Source organism: Agromyces sp. Root1464, from assembly GCF_001427265.1.
GTDB classification, from domain to species: Bacteria; Actinomycetota; Actinomycetes; order Actinomycetales; family Microbacteriaceae; genus Agromyces; species Agromyces fucosus.
This window is the reverse complement of sequence record NZ_LMFU01000003.1, coordinates 275,661-293,243: the sequence shown is the minus strand read 5'-3', so window position 1 is coordinate 293,243 and position 17,583 is coordinate 275,661. Positions and strand designations below refer to the sequence as shown.

Annotated in this window: 17 protein-coding genes; 10 read left to right on the top strand and 7 right to left on the bottom strand. The window is 71.7% G+C overall.

Annotated features, from left to right (window positions below; all coding sequences use genetic code 11):
* Nucleotides 1–19 precede the first annotated feature (19 nt).
* The 6 genes from ASD23_RS16990 to ASD23_RS16965 form a co-directional block, all read right to left on the bottom strand.
* A complete protein-coding gene (locus tag ASD23_RS16990) occupies nucleotides 20–670 on the bottom strand; it encodes a response regulator transcription factor (RefSeq protein WP_056014193.1) in 651 nt (216 codons plus the stop codon).
* Nucleotides 670–1,932, bottom strand: coding sequence for a hypothetical protein (locus tag ASD23_RS16985; RefSeq protein ID WP_056014191.1), 1,263 nt, complete (start codon nucleotides 1,930–1,932; stop codon nucleotides 670–672). Before ASD23_RS16985 ends, ASD23_RS16990 begins: the two co-directional genes overlap by 1 nt.
* A complete protein-coding gene (locus ASD23_RS16980; protein ID WP_056014186.1) occupies nucleotides 1,929–3,086 on the bottom strand; it encodes a sensor histidine kinase in 1,158 nt (385 codons plus the stop codon). The genes ASD23_RS16985 and ASD23_RS16980 overlap by 4 nt, the downstream gene beginning before the upstream one ends.
* Nucleotides 3,087–3,182: 96 nt before the next feature.
* Nucleotides 3,183–4,388: a homoserine O-acetyltransferase MetX gene (gene metX, locus ASD23_RS16975; protein ID WP_056014183.1), complete on the bottom strand. Its 1,206-nt coding sequence runs from the start codon at nucleotides 4,386–4,388 to the stop codon at nucleotides 3,183–3,185.
* A gap of 114 nt (nucleotides 4,389–4,502) precedes the next feature.
* On the bottom strand, nucleotides 4,503–5,825 hold the full coding sequence (locus tag ASD23_RS16970) for a bifunctional o-acetylhomoserine/o-acetylserine sulfhydrylase (protein ID WP_056014180.1): 1,323 nt from the start codon (nucleotides 5,823–5,825) through the stop codon (nucleotides 4,503–4,505).
* Between the two features lie 161 nt (nucleotides 5,826–5,986).
* Nucleotides 5,987–7,039 carry an acyltransferase family protein gene (locus ASD23_RS16965; RefSeq protein WP_235507797.1) on the bottom strand — a complete coding sequence of 351 codons (1,053 nt, stop codon included), beginning with the start codon at nucleotides 7,037–7,039 and terminating at the stop codon, nucleotides 5,987–5,989.
* A 96-nt stretch (nucleotides 7,040–7,135) separates the two neighbouring features.
* On the opposite strand from ASD23_RS16965, the gene ASD23_RS16960 reads away from it, so the two are divergent.
* From ASD23_RS16960 to ASD23_RS16935, 6 genes are read left to right on the top strand one after another with little or no spacing between them, the layout of a single operon-like run.
* A complete protein-coding gene (locus ASD23_RS16960) occupies nucleotides 7,136–7,924 on the top strand; it encodes an SDR family NAD(P)-dependent oxidoreductase (RefSeq protein ID WP_200941750.1) in 789 nt (262 codons plus the stop codon).
* A complete protein-coding gene (locus tag ASD23_RS16955) occupies nucleotides 7,921–8,718 on the top strand; it encodes a potassium channel family protein (protein WP_056014174.1) in 798 nt (265 codons plus the stop codon). The genes ASD23_RS16960 and ASD23_RS16955 overlap by 4 nt, the downstream gene beginning before the upstream one ends.
* Before the next feature lie 9 nt (nucleotides 8,719–8,727).
* On the top strand, nucleotides 8,728–9,252 hold the full coding sequence (locus ASD23_RS16950; RefSeq protein WP_056014168.1) for a phosphoribosyltransferase: 525 nt from the start codon (nucleotides 8,728–8,730) through the stop codon (nucleotides 9,250–9,252).
* Complete coding sequence (locus ASD23_RS16945; RefSeq protein ID WP_056014165.1) at nucleotides 9,249–9,974, top strand: Type 1 glutamine amidotransferase-like domain-containing protein; 726 nt, start codon at nucleotides 9,249–9,251, stop codon at nucleotides 9,972–9,974. Before ASD23_RS16950 ends, ASD23_RS16945 begins: the two co-directional genes overlap by 4 nt.
* A gap of 9 nt (nucleotides 9,975–9,983) precedes the next feature.
* Nucleotides 9,984–10,670, top strand: coding sequence for a uracil-DNA glycosylase (locus ASD23_RS16940; RefSeq protein ID WP_200941749.1), 687 nt, complete (start codon nucleotides 9,984–9,986; stop codon nucleotides 10,668–10,670).
* Between the two features lie 55 nt (nucleotides 10,671–10,725).
* Nucleotides 10,726–11,304 carry a GNAT family N-acetyltransferase gene (locus tag ASD23_RS16935; RefSeq protein WP_056014160.1) on the top strand — a complete coding sequence of 193 codons (579 nt, stop codon included), beginning with the start codon at nucleotides 10,726–10,728 and terminating at the stop codon, nucleotides 11,302–11,304.
* A gap of 54 nt (nucleotides 11,305–11,358) precedes the next feature.
* On the opposite strand, the gene ASD23_RS16930 is transcribed toward ASD23_RS16935, so the two are convergent.
* On the bottom strand, nucleotides 11,359–11,976 hold the full coding sequence (locus ASD23_RS16930) for a hypothetical protein (protein ID WP_056014152.1): 618 nt from the start codon (nucleotides 11,974–11,976) through the stop codon (nucleotides 11,359–11,361).
* 48 nt (nucleotides 11,977–12,024) lie between these two features.
* Here ASD23_RS16930 and ASD23_RS16925 point away from each other — a divergent pair, with 48 nt between their 5' ends.
* The 4 genes from ASD23_RS16925 to ASD23_RS16910 all read left to right on the top strand — a co-directional run bounded on the left by ASD23_RS16925 (nucleotide 12,025) and on the right by ASD23_RS16910 (nucleotide 17,563).
* The gene (locus ASD23_RS16925) at nucleotides 12,025–13,449 is read left to right on the top strand and encodes an amidase (RefSeq protein ID WP_056014149.1); all 1,425 of its coding nucleotides are present in this window, start codon (nucleotides 12,025–12,027) and stop codon (nucleotides 13,447–13,449) included.
* A gap of 101 nt (nucleotides 13,450–13,550) precedes the next feature.
* Entirely contained in the window at nucleotides 13,551–14,420 is an 870-nt protein-coding gene (locus tag ASD23_RS16920; RefSeq protein ID WP_056014141.1) for an ABC transporter ATP-binding protein, read from the top strand.
* 64 nt (nucleotides 14,421–14,484) lie between these two features.
* On the top strand, nucleotides 14,485–15,465 hold the full coding sequence (locus ASD23_RS16915; protein ID WP_056014138.1) for an iron-siderophore ABC transporter substrate-binding protein: 981 nt from the start codon (nucleotides 14,485–14,487) through the stop codon (nucleotides 15,463–15,465).
* The gene (locus ASD23_RS16910) at nucleotides 15,437–17,563 is read left to right on the top strand and encodes an iron ABC transporter permease (protein ID WP_082571616.1); all 2,127 of its coding nucleotides are present in this window, start codon (nucleotides 15,437–15,439) and stop codon (nucleotides 17,561–17,563) included. The genes ASD23_RS16915 and ASD23_RS16910 overlap by 29 nt, the downstream gene beginning before the upstream one ends.
* Nucleotides 17,564–17,583: the final 20 nt, after the last annotated feature.

The following is a 17,583-nucleotide window of genomic DNA, read 5'->3' as shown; positions in this document are numbered from 1 at the left end:
CGGTCGGCGTGAACCCGACTCAGTCGGACTGCAGCAGGATGCCGTCGAGGATCGCGCGCTTGCGCAGCGCCACCTTGGTGCCGACGTCGTACCCTGCCGCCCGGTACTTCTCGCGGATGCGCTTGAGGTAGCTCTTGGCCGTCTCCTCGGAGATGCCGAGCTGGAACGCCACGGCCTTGACCGGCTGACCGGCCCCGTAGAGCGCCATCACTCGGCGCTCCTGCGCCGAGAGCTTCGGCGACGTGCCCTCTGCGGTGAGCGCGAGTTCGAGCTCGGGCGTCAGGTAGGACTCGCCGATGCGGGCCGCGCGGATCGCCTCGATGATGGTCTCGACCGGCTCGGACTTCACGAGGTAGCCGAGGGCACCCGACCCGAGGGCCTCGCGAACGACGGTCGGCTCCGAGTAGGTGCTCATGAGCATCGTCTGCACGCCGGCGGACTTCAGCATCGACAGCTTCAGCGAGATCGGGATGTTGTCGCGCAGGTCGAGGTCGAGGAGCACGACGTCGACCGGGAACTCGGGATGGGCGAGGAGCTCGGACCACGAGGGCACCGCGGCGAGCAACTCGATGTCGGGCGCTGCCGTTCGTATCCACTCGGAGAGCGCCCCCAGCAGCATGCGATGGTCGTCGACGATCGCCAGGCGGATCGGTGGAGCGCTCTCAGTCATCAGATTCCCCTTTTACGGGCCGCCCCGCGGACGGCCGTACCGCCTGCCGAGACGTTCGGGTCGACCCGGCAGTCGATGTCGATTCGAAAGGATTCGGGCCCAGGAACGACATCGTGTGTACCGACTGTACCGAGTGCATCCCACGTTGCGGGGTCGACGCGACGTTGAACGACGCCTGAGACCTCGATCGAGAGCTGCAGATCGGGCGATTCGGGGTCGGAGGCGTTGCGGGGCTCACGGCAGATGACGTGCGCTGCGAGCTCGGCCGTGCCCTTCGAATGCTCCCCGACGAGGAACCACAGGCCGAGCAGCAGTCCGTCGCGCTGATCGGACGAGAGCACGCCGGCCAACCCGCCGGGATCGTCGACCGTGACCCGATTGCTGAGATACGCCGACTCGGTGACGGCGTGTCGCAGCCAGGTGTCGTTGCGTCCCTCGATGAGCCGCACGCGCAGCCGTGCGGCGAGATCGCCGGCACGTTCGGCCGCTTCGGCGGGGAGCGGGATGGCGATGCGTCCCGAGCCGACGTCGTCGAGGAGCGATTCGGCGTCGAAGTCGAGCTGCGCGAGTTCCTCGGAGGCGCGCATGCCCACGGCGGTGCGGGGCGTCGAGACGGTGCTCTGCACGAGGGAGAGGTCGAGCTCGCGTCGGATGAGCCTGCGGAACCCGCCGATCGCGATCACGGCGACGGCCATCGGCAGCACCGTGGTCGCCGCGACGGTGAGCCCGCTCACCGTGTAGTGGCCCGCCGTCGCGACCTGGAGGAGCGCGGACACGGCGATCGCAGCGCCGATCAGGCTCGCGACCAGCATCGGGATCCGCGTGCCGCGGATCGCGGCCACCGGCATCAGCACGGCCCCCGCCGCCGCCGCCGCGGTCGGCGTGACACCGAGGTGCAGCAATCCCATCGTCGCCGTCAGGTCGAGCCACACGGGTGCGACGAGCGCGAGGAGCAGCACGACGTACAGCACGTCGGGCAGCGGGGCGTTGCGCGACACGAGGCGGGAGACCACGCCGATGCCGACGACGCCGACGAGCGCGAGCCAGGCCGGCCATGGGCCTGGCCCCGGAGGGAAGAGCGGGGCCAGGGTCACGGCGTGCGCGAGGTGGCCGATGATGATGAAGGCCGAGGCGATCGTGATGCCGGTGGCCAGGCGTCGGCCGCCGTGGCTCTCGCGGACGTCGCCGGCTGCCCGTGCCGATCGGCTCGGCCGCCGGAACTGACGCCCGAGCGTGGTCGCTGCGATCCGCGGTTCGCTCATGGCTTCGGCACCTCGAGCATCACCGTCGTGCCCGAGCCCGGCGAGGAGAAGATCCGAGCGCGACCGCCGACCACGCTGAGCCGGCCGACGACCGACTCCGCGTAACCGAGCCGGCCGCCGCCGACCGCGTCGGGTTCGAAGCCCGAGCCGGCGTCGGTGACCATCGCCCTGACCGTGCGCTCGTCGTCGCTGACCGTGACATCCGCCTCGGTGACCCCTGAGTGCCGGCGAACGTTCTCGAGGCACTCGCCGAGCGCGCCGAGCAGCGCGTCGAGCGTGTCGCGGGGCAGCGCGAGCCTGCCGGCACCGTGCCAGTTCACGTCGAGCCCCATGCGTGCGAACCGCTGGCGCACCGACTCGAAGGTGACGCCGAGGCTGTCGTCGTCGGCCTCGGGGGAGAAGACCGCGGTCGAGCCGCGGTCGAGCGGCGCACCGAGCCGCAACTGCTTGAGCAGCCGCGCATCGTCGCCGGCCTGCTGGCGGAGCGCGCCGGCGCCGACCCCGACGCCCGAGTGGGCGAGCAGGCTCAACGTCGCGAGCACGGTGTCGTGCAGCACGCGGGCATCCTGTCGCTGCTGCGACTCCAGCTCGCTCGCGAGCCGCTCGGCCTCGTGGGCGCGGCCGACCTCGTGGATGCGGTCGGCGGCGGCGGCGATCGAGCGGTCGAGCCAGACGCCGATCGAGGAGTTCGCGGCCCAGCCCATGAGCGCGCCGATCGCGACGGTCTGCATCGTGTGACCGGTGACCGCGACGACGCCGACGGCGATGAGCACGGCCGCGAGGAGTCCGAGCACGATGAATGCCCCGTCGGGCCGGACGATGAGCGGGATCGCCACCGACGACGCCGTGACCGCGGCGGTGACGGCCATCGCCGAGACGGCGACGGGATCGATCACGGGCGCGGCGCCGAGCACGCTGATGAGCGCCACCGAGCAGGCCACCGCCCCGAGGGCGGGCGCGATGGCACCGCGAGCCGTGTACACGACGATGCAGACGATGACGCCGGCGCTGAGCACCGCGGCGAGGAGGAGTTCGAGGCCCGTCGACGCCCCGGGCACGAGCAGGCACAGGAACGACCCGACCGCGCCGCTCAGGCCCGACACCCTCGCGAGTCTGCGGAGCAGCCGGTCGCGTTCCTTGTGGATGCGCTTCATGACACCCCCTCGGCATGGTCGGCACCGTGGAATCGCACGCTGTCCTTCGAAGGGTAGCGGAGTCCGCGCACGCAGGGGAGGTCGGCGTCGCGGCGCTCAGGCCGAGAGCAGCTCGCCGATCGCGGCGGCGATCGCGTCATCCTCGATGAGGAAGGCGTCATGGCCGTATTCGGAGGCGACGACGACCGGCGAGCGGCCGTGGATGCTCGCCCGCAGCCCGGCAGCGATCTCGACCTGGCCGGCGAGCGGGAAGTAGCGGTCGCTGTCGATGCCCAGCACGAGGCTCTTCGCCTCGACCTGCGCGAGCGCCGCCGCGACGCCGCCGCGTCCCCGCGCGATGTCGTGCGAGTTCATCGCCTCGGTGAGCACGATGTAGCTGTTGGCGTCGAAGCGCCGCGTGAACTTGTTCCCGTGGAAGTCGAGGTACGACTCGACCGCGAACCGGCCGTCGCCCCCGAGCGGGTCGAGGTCGGACTGCCAGCTGCGTGCGAAGCGCTGGTTGAGTTCGCTCGCCGTGCGGTAGTTGAGCATCGCCATGCGCCGGGCGAGGGCGAGCCCGCGGGTCGGGCCGTCGCCGTCGGGAGCGTCGTAGAACTCGCCGCCGCGGAACGCCGGGTCGGTGCGGATGGCCTCGATCTGCACCGAGTTCAGGGCGATCTGGTCGGCCGTGCTCGCGGCGGGAGCCGCCAGCACCGCGATGCGCTCGACCGCGTCGGGGGCCATGATCGCCCACTCGAGCACGTGCATGGCGCCCATCGACCCGCCGACGACGGCGGCGAATCGCTCGATGCCGAGTTCGCGCGCGAACGCGATCTGCGCGCGCACCTGGTCGCGAATGGTGAGGAACGGGAAGCGGATGCCCCACTCGGCGCCGTCGCTCGCGAGGGAGGCCGGTCCGGTCGAGCCCTGGCACCCGCCGAGCACGTTCGGCGCCACGACGAACCAGCGGTCGGTGTCGATCGCGAGGCCCGGACCGACGATGCCGGGCCACCAGCCGGCGCTCGGGTGAGCGGGGCCGGCTGGCCCCGCGACGTGGCTGTCGCCGGTCAGCGCGTGCAGGACGAGGATCGCGTTGTCGCGGGCGGGGGAGAGCGTGCCCCACTGCTCGTAGGCGATGCGCGCCGACGGCAGGATGCGGCCGGACTCGAGGGCGACGTCTCCGATGCCCACGAACCGGCGATCGCCCACGGCGTCGCCCTCTCGCCAGGCGCCGGTGGTCGGCGCGCGGCCGGCGAGCGACGCGGCACGCGCCTCGGTGACGATGCTCGCGGGCACCGCATCGGCCGTCGTCTGCCAGTCCATGCTTCGATTCTTCCCGAGCCGGGGGGCCCGCCGTGCATTGTTACGCCAGTCGTGGAGACGACGGATGCCGCGGGCCCGACCGGGCCCGCGGCATCCGTGTTCGATGGTCGCGTGTCAGACGCGAGCGGCCTCCGTGGCGGCGCGCGCCGCGGCGAAGCCGGCCTGGAGGTCGGCCTTCAGGTCGTCGACGTTCTCGATGCCGACCGAGAGGCGCACGAGGCCGGGCGTGACGCCGGTCGTGAGCTGCTGCTCGGGGGTCAGCTGCGAGTGCGTCGTCGACGCGGGGTGGATGACGAGCGAGCGCACGTCGCCGATGTTCGCGAGGTGGCTGAACAGCGACAGGTTGTCGACGAGCGCACGGCCGGCGTCGACGCCGCCCTTCAGCTCGAACGAGAGCACCGCGCCGACGCCCTTGGGCGCGTAGGTGTTCGCCGCCGCGTACCAGGGGCTCGACGGCAGGCCCGAGTAGTTGACGCTCGCGACGTCGGGGTGGTTGTCGAGCCACTCCGCGATCTCCTGCGCGTTCTGCACGTGCCGCTCGATGCGGAGCGAGAGCGTCTCGATGCCCTGGATGAGCAGCCACGCGCTGTTCGGCGCGATCGCGGCACCGAGGTCGCGGAGCAGCTGCACCCGGGCCTTGATGATGTAGGCGAGCCCGTCGCCGACCGCGGCCGTGTAGCTCGCGCCGTGGTACGAGGGGTCGGGCTCGGTCAGGCCCGGGAACCGCTCGACGTTCTTCGACCACTCGAACGTGCCGCCGTCGACGATGACGCCGCCGATGGTGGTGCCGTGGCCGCCGAGGAACTTCGTGGCCGAGTGGATGATGATGTCGGCGCCGTGCTCGAACGGGCGGATGAGGTACGGCGTCGCGATCGTGTTGTCGACGATCAGTGGCACGCCCGAGTCGTGCGCGACGTCCGACACGAGGCCGATGTCGAGCACGTTGATCTTCGGGTTGCCGATGGTCTCGGCGAAGAAGAGCTTGGTGTTCGGGCGCACGGCGCGGCGCCACTCGTCGGCGTCGTCCTGGTTCTCGACGAAGGTCGTCTCGATGCCGAGCTTGGCGAGCGTGTACTTGAAGAGGTTGTAGGTGCCGCCGTAGATCGACGACGAGGAGACGATGTGGTCGCCCGCCTGCGCGATGTTCAGCACGGCGAAGGTGGAGGCCGACTGGCCGGAGGCCACGAGCAGTGCGCCGGTGCCGCCCTCGAGGGCGGCGATCCGCTCTTCGACCACGGCCTGCGTCGGGTTCTGGATGCGCGTGTAGATGTTGCCGAACTCGGCCAGCGCGAACAGGTTCTGCGCGTGCTCGGCGCTGTTGAACACGTACGAGGTGGTCTGGTAGATCGGCGTGGCGCGGGCGTTGGTCACGGGGTCGGGAGCGGCCCCCGAGTGCACCTGCTTGGTCTCGAAGCGCCAGTCGGCGGTCTCGGTCATGGAGTCTCCTCAGGAACGGCTCGGGCGGGTTCGCCGCAGCTTTCGAGCAACGTTAGGCGCGCCGGTGGCGGCGGGCAACGGATGCCGCAACACGGCGTCACCTCGGCGGCATCCGCTCGTCGGCGCACACCGCGCGGCGGGCGGGTCCTCCCGGTCGGCGGCTAGCGCGGCTCGCCGTCGGGGGGCAGCACGAGCGTGCCGGTCGCGGTCGACGGCTCGGGGCGGAACATCCACCGCGCCCGAGGCTCGACGAGCGGCCGGAACACGCGCCGCACCGGCTTCAGCGAGAGCACGATCGAGATCCCGATGCAGAACAGCATCATCGCCGGAAGCACCCAGAACGGCTGGTCGCCTGCGAGGACCGGCGTCTCGCGGAACGGGAAGAGGACGAAGGAGTGCAGCAGGTAGATGTACATGGTGGCGGTGCCGAAGGGGGTGAACCAGTGCGCACCACGCGGCATGAGCACGAGGAACGCGACCGACAGCAGCATCGCGAAGAGCAGGAGCCCCAAGCGGATGGCGCCCGACCACGGCTCGTCGTAGCCGATCGCCTCGTACGACTCGTCGTAGAGCATGAAGCGACGCAGCTTCAGGTCGCGCCACGTCTCGATCGCGAGCGGCATGAGCGCGAGCGTCGTGCCGAACAGCACGATCGCCCCGGCGCGCCACCGCCAGGCCACCGCCGAACTGAGCTCGAGCCATCGCCCGGTGAGCTGCCACTGCCGCAGCTTCCACCCGAACACGAAGAACGGCAGCATCCCGAGCGTGCGGGAGAGCGCGAGGGTGGAGTCGATCGTCTCGGTGTAGCCGGCTCCGATGGAGATCGCGATCGCGATGAGCAGGGGGAATCGCAGGAGCACGAGGTAGGGCAGCACGATGCGCCAGACCGCGAGGGCGATGAGGAACCAGAGGGTCCACGACGCCGTCGTGTAGTCGAGCGCGAATTCGCCCCCGAGCAGCCACTTGATGATCGTCCAGATCGTCTCGAAGATGAGGAAGGGGAAGACGATGTCGGTGAGGATCTGACGGAGGGCCCTCGCGTTCGGCGGGCCGGACTTGGCGAAGTACCCGCTCACCGTGACGAAGACCGCCACGTGGAACGAGTAGATGAACAGGTAGACGCTGTACGCCGAGTTCGACTCGCCGATGAGCGGGAGGATGCCGTGGCCGATGACCACGAGCGTGATCGCGATCCACCGGGCGTTGTCCCACATGGGGACACGTCTGCGCTTGGTCGGGGGTGCCGGCTGTCGCGAGTGCATCAGTCCATTCAACCGCACGAGCAGCGTCGGGCAGGGCAGAATGGGCGCATGAGCGAGCTGCGAGTGGTCGTGACCGGTGCGAGTTCCGGGATCGGCGAGGCGACCGTGCGGGCGTTCCGCGCGGCCGGTTGGGACGTCGTCGGGGTCGCCCGCCGCGAGGAGCGCCTGCGGGCGCTCGCCGAGGAGACCGGGGCATCCGTCGTCGTCGCCGACCTGACGAAGCAGGCCGACGTCGACCGGCTCCGCGACCATCTCGAGGCGACCGGCCCCGTGCACGCCCTCGTCAACAACGCGGGCGGCGCCAAGGGCCTGGATTCCGTCGAGGCCTCCGACGTCGACGACTGGGCGTGGATGTTCGAGGTCAACGTGCTCGCCGTGAAGCGCGTGACGAGCACGCTGCTGCCGCTGCTGCGGCGCGGCGCCGTCGAGCGCGGGGTCGCCGACATCGTGAACGTGACCTCGATCGCCGGCCACACGGCCTACGTGGGCGGCGGCGGGTACAACGCCGCGAAGTTCGCCGCGCACGCGCTCACCGAGGTGCTCCGGCTCGAGCTCAACGGGGAGCCTCTGCGGGTCATCGAGGTCGCTCCCGGCATGGTCAAGACCGACGAGTTCGCGCTCGTGCGCTTCGGCGGCGACCGTGCGAGGGCCGATGCCGTCTACGACGACGTGCCGGAACCGCTCGTGGCGGAGGACATCGCCGCGGTGATCACCGACGCCGTGCTGAAGCCCCGGCACGTCGACCTCGACCTCATCGTCGTCAAGCCCGTCGCCCAGGCCGCGCCGTACCGTCTGACGAAGGGCGAGCTCGCGGTTCGGCCGGAGGTCGTCCGGTGACCCTCCGAGGCGCGTCGGAGGGCGACTCGGAGACGGCTCGCCGCACCCGCTACGTCGACGTGACCGCACGCGCCCTCGCGCTGCTCGGAGTCGCGTTCGTGACGGCGTACACGGTGTACGTGCTCTGGCAGGAGCGACCGCAGTGGGTGACGACGGTGATCTTCTCGATCCTCCTGCTCACCTGGGCGATCTTCGTCGTCGACGTCGTCATCCGCATCGTGCTCACGCCGCACGGCCGGCGCTGGCACTACGCCTGGCATCATCCGCTCGAGGTGCTCTCGGCCATCCTGCCGGTGTTCCGCGCGCTGCGGGTCGTTGGCCTCCTGCAGGATCTCCCGGTCCTGAAGCGGCACACGCCGAGTGCCGTGCGGGCGCAGTTCATCATCCTCGCCCTCGCGTACGCCTGCGCGTGGGTGTTCTTCCTCGCACTGGCGACGCTCGAGGCCGAGCGCTATGCCGAGGGAGCGAACATCGTGACCTTCGGCGACGCCATCTGGTGGGCGATCGTCACGATCGCCACGGTGGGCTACGGCGACGAGTACCCGGTGACCGCGCTCGGCCGCTTCTACGCGGTGCTGCTCATGGCGGGCGGCATCGCCATCGTGGGAACGGCCTCGGCGACGATCATCTCGGTCCTGAACGAGCGGGTCGCCGGACTCAGGCACGAGGGGCACGGGCTCGCGGCGCCCACGCTCGGCACCGGCGAAGAGCCCGATCCGACCGAGACGCATGCACTGCCACCCGAGTCGGCGGAGAGCCCCGACGTCGAGCGTCCTGCCGGGGCCGGCGGGTAGCCTGTCAGGATGACCTTCGATGCCAACGACGCAGCCCTCGGAACCGATGGCATCCGCCGTGAGATCCTCACCTGGGACGAGTTCGGCGAAGCGGCGCGCACCCTCGCCGCCGACGTGCTCCGCTCGGGATTCCGCCCCGACGTCGTGATCGCGATCGCCCGTGGCGGCCTGCTGCTCGCGGGTGCGATCTCGTACGCGCTCGGCACCAAGGCGTGCGGCTCGATCAACGTCGAGTTCTACTCGGGCATCGACGAGCGCCTGCCCGAGCCGGTGCTGCACCCGCCGATGCTCGACGCTCCGGCGCTCGGCGGCAAGCGCGTGCTGCTCGTCGACGATGTCTCCGACTCGGGCCGCACCCTCGCGAAGGTGCTCGGCCTGCTCACCGACGAGGGCGCCGAGGTGCGCACCGCGACCCTGTACACGAAGTCCCACACGGTGCTCGCGCCCGACTTCGACTACCGGCGCACCGACGACTGGATCGTCTTCCCGTGGTCGGCGCTGCCGCCCGTCGAGGTCGTCGAGGGCGCCGCGTGAGCATCCACCTCATCGGCGGCGGGGCGACCACGAGCGCGGATGCCGCGTTGCACGCGCCGTTCGTCGCCGAAGCCGCTGCCCGGGCCCGCGCGGCGGGCCGTGATCGGCCGCGCATCGCCGTGATCTCGCTGCACCCCGAGGCCGAGGAGAAGGCGGCGGCGCTCGCCGAGCTCCTGACGGCGGCGGGCGACGGAGGCGGCATCGAAGCGCAAACCACCGCAGGTCGGCCCGGCGAGCCGGTCCCGCCCGGCGCGATCGCCGACGTCGACGGCGTCGCCGTCGGCGGCGGCGTCGTCGAAGACGTGCGCGCCGGACTCGAACCGCTGTTCGGCGAGCTGCGCCGGCTCGTCTCCGTCGGGGTGCCCTACCTCGGCGTCTCGGCCGGGGCGATGATCGCGGCCGAGGGGTCGCTCGCGGGCGGCACGCGCATCGGCGGCGTCGCCGTCGCGCCAGAGGAGCCCGGCGAACCGGGGCTCGAACTCGAGATCGAGGCCGGCATCGGCCTGGTCGACGTCGCCATCGAGGTGCACGTGGCCCAGCGGGGCATGCTCTCCCGGCTGGTCGCCGCCGTCGAGTCCGGGCTCATCACCGGCGGTCTCGGCATCGACGAGCGCACGGCGCTGATCGTGGGCGACGGCCGCCTCCGAGCCGAGGGTCACGGCAGCGTCTGGCGCGTGCTGCCGACGGAGGGCGGCGTGCTCGTCTCGACGATCGGCGCCTGAGTGGACCGGGTGACGTTGCCCGACGAGTTCGCGGCCGGTCTCGTCGACCCCGGGTGGGCCGCGGCCCTCGCGCCGGTCGCGCCGACGATCGCCGAGCTCGGCGGGTTCCTGCGCGCCGAGACGGAAGCGGGCCGCGGGTACCTCCCGGCGGGCGAGCACGTGCTCCGCGCGTTCCGGGCCCCGCTCGACGACGTGCGCGTGCTCATCGTGGGCCAGGACCCGTACCCCACGCCGGGGCATCCGATCGGGCTCTCCTTCGCGGTCGACGGGCATGTCCGCCCGCTGCCGCGGAGCCTCGCCAACATCTCGCGGGAACTCGTCGACGACCTCGGCGCACCCCCGCTCGAGCACGGCGACCTCACGCACTGGAGCGCGAACGGCGTCATGCTGCTGAACCGCGTGCTGACGGTCGAGCCGGGTGTGCCGGGTTCGCACCGGGGCAGGGGATGGGAGGCCGTCACCGACCACGCGGTCCGGTCCCTCGTCGCGCGTGACGCACCGCTCGTCGCGATCCTCTGGGGCAAGGACGCGCAACGACTCGCGCCGCTCCTCGGGTCGACGCCGGTGATCGAGTCGGCGCATCCGAGCCCGCTCTCGGCCTCGCGCGGGTTCTTCGGTTCGCGTCCGTTCAGCCGCGCGAACGCGCTGCTCGAGGCGCAGGGCGCCGACCCGGTCGACTGGAGCCCGCCCGCGTGAACGACCAGGCGACCGCGTAACCCGGCGGCAACACGCCGCGGGTATTCTGGGCCGCATGCTCGAAGAGGAATACCAGGAGCGCCGCGTGCTCCCACCCCACCTCCGCAAGCCCGTGCCCGCCGAGTCCCCGTTCGAGTACGCGATCCGCGATGCCGTCGCCACCGACCTGCCCGCGGTGCGGGAGATCTACAACTACTACGTCGCCAATTCCACGGTCACGTTCGATGAAGACGCGATGACGCTGAAGGAGTGGAAGACGAAGTTCGCCTACCTCGACAAGCTCGGCATGCCGTTCATCGTCGCGGAGTCGCCGAGCGGACAGTTGCTCGGGTACGCCCTCGTCGCGCCGTGGAAGCCGAAGCGGGCCTACCGGTTCACGGTCGAGAACTCGATCTACCTCGGCCCCGCGGCATCCGGCAAGGGTCTCGGGCGAGTGCTGCTCACCGAGCTCATCGAGCGCTCGAAGGCAGCGGGTCTCAAGGAGATGATCGCCGTCATCGCCGATCAGGGCGCCGAGGCGTCGATCGCGCTGCACGAGAAGTTCGGCTTCGAGGAGATCGGCCGCATGGGCCGGGTGGGCTACAAGTTCGAGCGCTGGCTCGGCACCGTGCTGCTGCAGAAGTCGCTCAAGTAGTCGAGCGGATGCCTCGGCGCGCGCCTCGCACGCGAGGGCGACGGGGGCAGGCGCTCACGTGAAGAAGCTGACCTCGACCTCTGCCGCGAGCATCGCGAGCAGCGCCGAGGCGAGGCCCGTCGCGAGCAGCAGGCCGGGGTGCGCGAGTCCGATCGTGATCCGGCGCAGCCCGGGCGCGTTCGCCAGCAGTGACGCCGGCACCTCGCTCGACGCGGGCGCCTCGCCCCAGCCGCGGAGTCGTGCGAGGAACCACGAGCAGCGCACGATGAGCGCGGCCCAGAGCACGGTGGCGGCGAGGGGTGTGATCGCGGAGAGCACCTCGAATCCGATGCCCGTGATCTCGTCCTCCTTGCCCTCGGCGGCGAGCTGGATCGAGGTCGAGATGGCGGCGCCGAGCACGACCGAGCCCGACCAGGCGAAGAAGGCGAACACGAGCGTCAGGTAGCGCGAGAAGAAATGACCGAACACCGAGCTGCGGTGCTCGAGATGATCGCGCGGCGTCGCCCGCAGCACGGCGATCGTCGCGACGAGGCTCGGCGCGACGAGCAGCACGACGAGGAGCGCCCAGAGCCACGTCGGCCAGTCGAGGAAGGCGGCGACGACGATGACGACGACGAACAGCGCGGCCCAGACCGCGCCCCAGACGAGCGGATGCCTCGTGATCGCCTGCATGGCCCCACGATAGCGTTGCGGCGCGGCATGCAGCCGTAGGCTCGGAGCATGACGTCCCTGCACGATCACACGGCCCTCGAGCTCCATCAGATGCTGCAGCGGGGCGACATCTCGCCCGTCGAGGTGACGGAGCACTACCTCGCCCGCATCGAGCGGCTCGATCCCGAGGTCGGGGCGTTCGCGACCGTCACGCCCGAGGCCGCACTCGAGCGGTCGGCCCGCGTGGCGTCCGAGGTGCCGAAGACGGCGCCGCTGTGGGGGTTGCCCCTCGCCGACAAGGACCTGCACCTGCGGGCCGGGGTGCCGGCGCGGTTCGGCTCCCGGGCGTTCACCGATTTCGTGCCGGACACCTCCGACGAGCTCGTGCGGGCGGTCGACGTCGCCGGGGCCGTCAGCCTCGGGAAGACGCAGACGCCCGAGTTCGGACTTCCCTCGTACACCGAGGGGGTCGGCACGATTCCGACCAGGAACCCGTGGGACCTCGCGCTCGGCGCCGGCGGCTCCAGCGGGGGAGCGGCGGCGGCCGTGGCATCCGGAATGCTGCCGTTCGCGCCGGGCTCCGACGGCGGCGGGTCGATCAGGATCCCCGCGGCGTCGTGCGGGCTCGTGGGCGTCAAGCCCAGCCGCGGACGGGTGCCAGGGGGCTCAGGGCTCACGAGCCTGGCGGGGCTCGGCGTGGCCGGACCGCTCGCCCGCACGGTCGCCGATGCCGCCCTGCTCCTCGACGGGATCATCGCGCCGTCGGGGTATCCGGCGGGGCATCGCTTCGCGGTGCGCGCGCCCGGCGACGACGGACCGTTCCTCGGCGCGGCCATCCGAGGTGAGGGCAGATTCCAGCTCGGCGTCATGACCGACTCGCCGTGGGACGAGGCCTACGACATCGCGATCGACCCCGAGGCCCGCTCGGCGCTCGACCTCGCCATCGAAGCCTTCGAGGGCCTCGGACACGGCATGGAGGCGATGGCTCCTGCCCCGGAACCCGGGTACCCCGAGGCGTTCCGCACGATCTGGCAGGCGGGAGCCGCGACGATCCCCGTCGACGGCGAGGCCGAGGCGATGCTCGAACCGCTGACGCGCTGGCTGCTCGCCCGAGGGCGGGCGCTGCCGGCTCGTCAGCTCGCCGAGTCGCTCGCCTGGCTGACGGGCTTCGAGGAGCGGGTCATCCGCCGGTTCGCCTCGTACGACGCGGTGCTCACGCCGGCGCTGGCACTGACGCCGCGGCCCGTCGGCTGGTACGACCCCGATGACGGCGAGCGCAACTTCGCCCAGCAGGTGCAGTTCACGCCGTTCACCTCGTTCGTCAACGTCTCGGGGCTGCCGGCGATCACCGTGCCGGTCGCCGAGACGGTCGATGGCGTGCCCATGGGCGTGCAGCTCATCGGGCGCCCCGGAGGGGAGGCGACGCTCTTCGCGATCGCCGCGCAGCTCGAGCGGCGGATCGGCCGGAGCAGGCGGCATCCGGCGATCTGGTGACGTCGGCGACGATGGTGCCATGCGGCATCGACGACGGACTGTGACGAGGTGGCCGAAACCCGGATTGACGGAGTTAGGTAAGCCTCACCTATAGTGGAGCCATGCTCGGTCTCGACCTCACCCTCTCCTACGACGGCGCCCCCGTGGTGCACGGCGCGGAGATCCACCTCGAACCGGGCAAGGTCACCGCGCTCGTCGGCCCGAACGGCAGCGGCAAGTCGACGCTGCTGCGCTCGCTCGCCCGCCTGCACCGGCCCGACGCCGGGCGCGTGCTCCTGGCCGACGACGGTCGCACGATCAGCGAAGGCTCGCACGCCACCGAGCCCGCCGACCTCCTCGAGCACGGCATCGACGCTGCGACGCTGAACGGCCGCGAGTTCGCCCGCCGCGTCACCCTGCTCGCCCAGAGCCGCCCGACACCCGGCGGTATCACGGTGCGCGAGCTCGTCGAGTTCGGTCGCCACCCCCACCGGGGCCGGTGGGTCGCCGGCGACGCCGACGGCGCCGCGATCGTCCGCCGGGCCATGGAGCTCACCGGGGTCGCCGAGTTCGCCGAGCAGTCCGTCGACCGTCTCTCGGGCGGGCAGCTGCAGCGCGTCTGGCTCGCCTCGTGCCTCGCGCAGGACACGAGCGTGCTCCTCCTCGACGAACCGACGACCTACCTCGACCTGCGCTACCAGGTCGAACTCCTCGACCTCATCCGCGAGCTCGCCGACGAGCACGGGGTCACGATCGGCGTCGTGCTCCACGACCTCGACCAGGCGGCCGCCGTGGCCGATCGGGTGGTGCTGCTCGAATCAGGCCGGGTCCGCGCCGTCGGCACGCCCGCCGAAGTGCTCGTCTCCGACGTGCTGAGCTCGGCCTACGGCATCCGCGTCGACGTCGAGGTCGACGACCGGGGCTGCATCACGACCTGCCCCATCGGGCGCTACAACACGCGTGAACGCGTCGAACGCCTCGCCGTCGCCTAGCCACTTTCCTCCCATCCACCCCCTCGCGTGGGACCCCCATGCCCGCGCACGATCGAAGGACATCATGAGTAGAGCTGCCGCAACCCGGCCGACCATCGCCCTGACCGCCGTCGCCGCGGCATCCCTGCTGCTGCTGACCGGCTGCGGCACGACCGAAGAGGCCGGCGCGGCGAGCGGCGATGCCGCGATCGTGATCACCGACGACCGCGGCGAATCGGTCGAGCTCTCCGCTCCCGCTGAGAAGATCGTCGCCCTCGAATGGAACACGGCCGAGAACCTCGTCGCGCTCGGCGTCATGCCCGTCGGCGTCGCCGACGTCGAGGGCTACACCGACTGGGTGCAGTCCGAGGCGCTCGACGAGAGCGTCACGGATGTCGGCGGCCGCGGCGAGCCGTCGGTCGACGCCATCGCGGGCCTCGCGCCCGACCTCGTGCTCACGACCACCGACCTCTCCGAGTCGGTCATCGCCCAGATCGAGGAGTTCGCGCCGGTGCTCGTCGTGCGCGGCGCCGACGCCTCGAACCCCATCGGGCAGATGGAGTCGAACCTCGAGCGCATCGCGACCGCGACCGGCCGCGAGGCCGAGGGCGAGGAGCTGCTCGCCGGCTTCGACGAGAAGCTCGCCGAGGGCAAGGCCGCGCTCGAGGCCGCCGGTCTCGCCGGCGCGCCGTTCATGATGAGCGATGCCTGGGCCAGCGGCGGCCAGGTCGCCATCCGCCCGTACGCCGAGGGAGCACTCCTGACCGCGGTCACCGAGGAACTCGGGCTCGAGAACGCCTGGACGGGTGAGGGCGACGCCGACTACGGCCTCGGCTCGACCGACGTCGAGGGCCTGACCGCCGTGCCCGACGTGGAGTTCCTCTACATCAGCAACGGCGATGTCGACGCCTACCAGATCGAGCTCGGCGAGAACGCCGTGTGGAAGTCGCTGCCCTTCGTGCAGAGCGGCAACGTGCACCGTCTGCCCGACGGCATCTGGATGTTCGGCGGTCCCTCGTCGATGAACGACTACGTCGATGCCGTCGTCGCGACCCTTGCCGGCTGAACAGGCACGCGCGGTTGACGGTGCACAGACGCTGAGTCCCGCCCGAGGCGGGGCCGCCCGGCCCCGCCTCGGCGCGGTGCTGCTGCTTGCCATCGGTCTCGTCGTCGCCACGCTGCTCGCCGCAGTGCACGTGACGCAGGGATCCGCCGACGTGGGCCTGCCCGAACTGCTCGGACTGCTCGGCGGGGGATCCGACGACCAGGCCGCCGCCGTGCTCGTCGCGTCGCGGATGCCGCGGCTCGCCGCCGGTGTGCTCGTCGGCATCGCGCTCGGCGTCGCCGGCCTCGTCATGCAGAGCATCTCCCGCAACGTGCTGGCCTCGCCCGACACGCTCGCGGTCAACGCCGGCTCGTACCTCGCCGTCGTGGCGGTCACGGCGTTCGGCATCGCGCTCCCCGTGGTCGGCGGCGGCGCCGTCGCCTTCCTCGGCGGACTCGCGGCGGCCGGCCTCGTGCTCGCCCTCTCTGCGGGCGGTGGCCGCGGCGGCGGCACGGTTCGCCTCGTGCTCGCCGGATCGGCGATCGCGCTCGCCCTCACCGCCCTCACCACGATGCTGCTCCTGCTCTACCCGGAACGCACCGAGGGCCTCTTCGCCTGGGGCAACGGCACGCTCGCCCAGACGGGCATGGAGCCCATGCTCCAACTCGGCCCGGTGGTGCTCCTCGCCGTCGCCGCCCTCTTCCTCTTCGCGCGGCAGTTCGACCTCATCGCGCTCGGCGACGACACCGCGACGGTGCTCGGCGTACCGGTGCGCCGCACCCGGCTCATCGGGCTCCTCCTCGCCGTGCTGCTGTCGGCGGCGGCCGTCACGGTGGCGGGCCCCATCGGCTTCGTCGGCCTCGCGGCACCCGCGATCGTCCGGCTCATCGCCGTGCGCGTGCCCGGCATGCAGCGGCACGTGATCCTGATCCCCGCGTCGGCGCTCATGGGCGTCATCGTCGTGCTCGGCGCCGACGTGCTCCTGCGCCTCGCGTTCGGAGGACAGGCCGGCGTCGAGGTGCCGACGGGTGTCGTCACCACGATCTTCGGCGCCGTGTTCCTGATCGCACTCGCGCTGCGCGCCCGCGCATCGTCGGAGAGCGGCACCGGGTTCGTCATCGGCGCCGGGCTCTCGCCACGCGGCCGCCGGCTCGTGATCGCGGCATCCGCTGTGCTGCTCGTCGTGCTCGCCTTCGTGTCGCTCCTCCTCGGCGACGCCAAGATGCTCGGCGGCGACGTGCTCAACTGGGCGACCGGGCAGGCCGGGCCGCTCGTCGAGTTCGTGATGAACACGCGCGCACCGCGGGTCGCCGCGGCGATCCTCGCGGGCGCAGCACTCGCGCTCGCGGGCACGGTCGTGCAGGCGGTCTCGCGCAACCCGCTCGCCGAGCCCGCGATCCTCGGCGTGACCGGCGGCGCCGGCGTCGGTGCCGTGCTCGTGATCACCTTCTGGCCGCTCGCGACGTTCCTCGGCGTGACGGTCGGCGGACTCGCCGGTGCGGCACTCGCGGCGCTCATCGTGTTCGGCCTCGCGATGCGAGGCGGACTCGCCTCGACGCGGCTCATCCTGATCGGACTCGGCGTCTCTGCGGCGGCGGCCGCCATCACCTCGATGCTCATCATCGCGACCGACCCGTACAACGCGGCGAAGGCGCTCACCTGGATGTCGGGCTCGACCTACGGCCGCACGTTCCCGCAGCTGATCCCGCTCGCGATCGTGACCCTCGTCGCCGTGCCGGTGCTCGCCTCGGCGCGCCGCGAACTCGACCTGCTCGCGTTCGACGACGACACCCCGCGCGTGCTCGGCGTGCGGCTCGGCTCGACCCGGCTCGGCCTGCTCGCCGTCAGCGTCGCCCTCACAGCGACCGCGGTCTCGGCCGTCGGCGTGATCGGCTTCGTCGGCCTCGTCGCCCCGCACGCGGCACGAGCGCTCGTCGGCTCGCGGCACGCGCTCGTGCTGCCGCTCGCGGCCCTCCTCGGCGCACTGCTCGTGTGCGTCGCCGACACGCTCGGCCGGACCGTCATCGCGCCCGCCCAGCTCCCCGCCGGCCTCCTCACGGCAGTCGTCGGCGCCCCCTACTTCGTTTGGCTGCTCTGGCGTTCGCGCCGCAGCGGCTGACCTCATCCGACTTCGTCCGG